Source organism: Streptomyces sp. H27-H5 (genome assembly GCF_026627505.1).
Classification (GTDB): Bacteria; Actinomycetota; Actinomycetes; order Streptomycetales; family Streptomycetaceae; genus Streptomyces.
This window is the reverse complement of record NZ_JAPNLK010000237.1, coordinates 1-3,325: the sequence shown is the minus strand read 5'-3', so window position 1 is coordinate 3,325 and position 3,325 is coordinate 1. Positions and strand designations below refer to the sequence as shown.

6 protein-coding genes are annotated in these 3,325 nt (G+C 69.6%); 1 reads left to right on the top strand and 5 read right to left on the bottom strand.

Going from position 1 to position 3,325, the window contains the following annotated elements:
• Positions 1-88 precede the first annotated feature (88 nt).
• The 3 genes from OTB19_RS42240 to OTB19_RS42230 are packed head-to-tail and all read right to left on the bottom strand — an operon-like array spanning position 89 to position 2,443.
• Positions 89-427 carry a hypothetical protein gene (locus OTB19_RS42240; RefSeq protein ID WP_267804166.1) on the bottom strand — a complete coding sequence of 113 codons (339 nt, stop codon included), beginning with the start codon at positions 425-427 and terminating at the stop codon, positions 89-91.
• Between the two features lie 40 nt (positions 428-467).
• Positions 468-1,583, bottom strand: coding sequence for a hypothetical protein (locus OTB19_RS42235; RefSeq protein WP_267804165.1), 1,116 nt, complete (start codon positions 1,581-1,583; stop codon positions 468-470).
• A complete protein-coding gene (locus tag OTB19_RS42230) occupies positions 1,580-2,443 on the bottom strand; it encodes a hypothetical protein (protein WP_267804164.1) in 864 nt (287 codons plus the stop codon). Before OTB19_RS42230 ends, OTB19_RS42235 begins: the two co-directional genes overlap by 4 nt.
• A 187-nt stretch (positions 2,444-2,630) precedes the next feature.
• On the opposite strand from OTB19_RS42230, the gene OTB19_RS42225 reads away from it, so the two are divergent.
• On the top strand, positions 2,631-2,849 hold the full coding sequence (locus tag OTB19_RS42225) for a hypothetical protein (protein WP_267804163.1): 219 nt from the start codon (positions 2,631-2,633) through the stop codon (positions 2,847-2,849).
• Positions 2,850-2,856: 7 nt separating this feature from the next.
• Here the strand turns inward: OTB19_RS42225 and OTB19_RS42220 are convergent, their stop codons facing one another.
• Positions 2,857-2,958: a helix-turn-helix domain-containing protein gene (locus OTB19_RS42220; RefSeq protein ID WP_267804162.1), complete on the bottom strand. Its 102-nt coding sequence runs from the start codon at positions 2,956-2,958 to the stop codon at positions 2,857-2,859.
• Positions 2,937-3,325 (bottom strand): recombinase family protein (locus OTB19_RS42215; protein ID WP_267804161.1); only part of this gene is annotated, 389 nt, incomplete at its 5' end. The genes OTB19_RS42220 and OTB19_RS42215, both read right to left, overlap by 22 nt.

The following is a 3,325-nucleotide window of genomic DNA, read 5'->3' as shown; positions in this document are numbered from 1 at the left end:
GTAACCAGCCGCCGCGAGCGACCGTGGGTCTTCCGCCGAACCCTCCCGACGAACCGATCGCGTGTGCTAGATAACCAAGATCAAGTGCCTAACGCCAACGGCTGTACCGATGGTCCCCGAGGCCGGTCTTCCACGCCCACTCGTTGCTGGTGTCGCGTTCGGCGATGACCACCTGGTCGTCGCCGTCCTCGGCGCGCTTGCGGGCCCGGGCGATCTCGGCGAGCAGCTCCACGTGGAAGTCGAACGGGAGCAGGTGGCTGCCCTTCTCGCAGTCCGCAAGCACGAGGGGCTCGGTGCCCGGCTCATTGAGCGTCACCTGGTAGTCGTTCGCCTCCAGGTGGCGCAGGGCGTCGGTCCGGATGAGCGCGGAGCGCGCTACGCGGTCATCGGTTGCGGGGATGCGCCGGAGCACCCAGACGTCGGCCATGCGGGTCCCTCCCAGGGATCGGTGTCGGAGCTGTCCACGGTCACAGACCGATGCCTTCGGTGGCGGCGTCTTCCCACTTCTCGCCGTCGTCGACGTACCCCCAGAACACCGCGCTCTTGGCCGACCAGCCGCCCTGGGCGCGGAGCTTCTCGGCGCGCTTGCCCTTCTTGCGGCCGGTGGTGACCACGCCGCGGCGCCCGGAGTGGCCGGTGATGCGGGCCTCCAGGCCGGCCTGCTCGGCGGCCCGGGTCATCGCGCGGCCGCAGGAGTCGGGGGCGAGCCGGGCGGATCCCAGGTGTCCCCACTGGTCCACGGGCAGGAAGGCGGGCCCGCCGGGTGCCGCGCCGGCGGTGAGCTTGGCCTGCTGCCAGGCCAGCCAGCAGCGGACCGGGCAGGTGTCGGGGTGCTCGCCGTAGGCGACGGCGACGTCGCGGGGCGGGCGGCCCTTGACGCTGGGGACGTGCACCTCCAGGCCCTCGGAGACGAGCTTGATGTACGGGTCGTCCAGGGCGCTCATCTCCTCGTTGCGCCCGGCGACGGCGAACCGCAGGGTGTTGATCGACCGGTCGCGGAGCCGGGCCAGCTCCGGCACGGTGCGCGTGCGCTGACGCCGGGCCTCCGGCTTCGGGGCCCGGGTGCGGTCGGCGGTGTTCATCTTCCGGAGGTCGGCCGGGGTGATCGGGACGGCCTTGCCCCGGCCGCGCGCCATCCGCTTCGGATCGTTCCTGAACTTCTTGACCAGCTGCCGGGCCGCGAGGGTGGCCTCCTTGGGCACCATGGTGCCCAGCCGCCGCGCGGTGACCGTGACGCCGGTGATGCGGCGGTCGATGGAGTTGGGCGCGGCCTCCTTCACCTCGTCCAGCCACACCGTGAAGGACACCATCGTGCCCTTGGTGACGGCAGTCAGCGGCAGCAGCGTGCCGGTGCGCTCGGCGAGCCAGCCGTGGAACTCGGTCCAGAGCTTCCAGTCGCCGGCGTAGGAGGCGGTGGTCTTCTTCGGCCGGGCCGCCGCGATGTGCTCCTCGGCGCCCTGCTCCAGCGCGGCAAGCACGGCGGCGGTCGGGTCGTGCGTCACCAGCTCGGTGCCGGCGGTCTGCTCCTGGTCCTCGACGAGCTCGGCCTCCACGATGCCGACGCGCTGCAGTTCTGTGGTCACCGCGGCTGAACCTCATCCTCGTTGATCTCGTGACCCTGTGAGGTCAGCCACCGCTTTACCGCCGCACGTTCGAAGGTGGCCCGCGTGATCTCCTCGACCGAGCCCTTGCCCTCCAAGCTCTTGGCGATCGCGTTGAGCTCAGCCTCGGTTGCGAACTTGAGGAACCAGGTCGGGCCCGACCCCGTCAGCTGTCCCTTCTCCGCCCACGCCTGTCGCTCGTCGGCGATCTTGCGCCCGATGGCCGGGAAGTTCCGTTCGGTGGCGATCCGCTCGTAGTGCTGGAAGTACGCCTCCATCATCCGATGGGCGATGGACTCGTCCTCGGGGTCCGGCGGCAGGTCGCTGTCACCGTGCACGGCCTCGATCTGCTTGAGTGCCTTGAGGCGGACGTCGCGGGCACGCACGGCGGCCTGGAGCATCTCCCGACGCTCGTCCTCCGAGAAGTCGGGCTCCTCTTCCTCGACGTCGTCACCGGCGGACTCGTCGGTGGCTGCGGGTCGCGCGTCGGCGGCCCGCAGGGGGGTGTAGATGGCACGAGGCCACAGGGCGTCGTCATAGCCAGCCGTTCCACGCCAGGGGAACGAGAACCAGCGCAGACGCTGCCACTCCAGTCGCAGCTCGGTCAGGTCTCGATCAGAGTCGCCCGCGTGCCGCAAGCAGCCCGTGACCTCGTCGTAGGTCATGTCCACGGCCGTGTCGAGGGAGAGGATCGCGCGGTACGCCTCGGTGCCGGCGGTCTGCTCGGCGAGGAGCGCCTGAGTCCGCCCCTTCAAGAAGGTGTGCAGCGCATCGGCGTGGACGCGGGTGAGTTCATCGGTGTGGATCTCGTACTCGGACTCGTCCAGGGCGACTTCGGTCACGGCTGGCTCTCCTGTGTCGGGCGCTCCGGACGGACGGGTCATCATGTCCGGTTTATCGCTGCGGATATGGCATGTTATCCGGAGTGATAGGCGTCACGGAGTCCTTCTGGAGATTCTTTGACACAGAGCGGCGTTCCCAGGGCCAGTGAGTGAACCTCGACTCACACGGCTAGGAGTGCCCCACCCCATGACCGACCTCTCCAACAACTTCGCCCCGCGCGGGCAGCGGCCCCCGTCCACCGAACTGGTCCACGTGCCCTTTCGTCTGCCGGCGCACATCAACCTCGCCGAGGTGGCGCACCTGCTGGGTGCGGAGTTGGACAAGCCGAGGCGGGCCGAGGTCGCCCGCCTGCGGGTCAACGTGAGCTCGGGGTCACGCCGGTATCGCTCCAGGATTGCGCGTTAAGGATTGATCATGGTGCGGCGGTCTTGCCGAGGTGGCGGTAGATGGTGGGGCGGGTGACGCCGAACTCGTCGGCGATCTGCTGGACGGTCAGTTTGCCGGAGTCGTACATCTCGCGTGCCAGCTGGACCTGGCGGGGCCGAGCTTGGGTTTCTGGCCGCCGGTGCGGCCCCGGGCGCGGGCGGCCTCCAGGCCGTCCATCGTCCGCTCTGACATGAGGGCGTGCTCGAACTCGGCGACCGCGCCCAAGATCTGGAAGAACATCCGGCCGACCGCGGTGGAGGTGTCGATGCCCTGGTCGAGCACGACCAGGTCCACGCCGCGCGCCTGGAGCTCCTTGGCGAGGTCGATCAGGTTCCTCAGGACACTGCGCCGCCGGATAGCCGCCCTACCGCGGACCTTGGCAGCGTTCCCGACGCACCCGCTGCGGGCATACATCGCCGACATCGACCAGAACGGGCACGACGGCGATGTCCTGC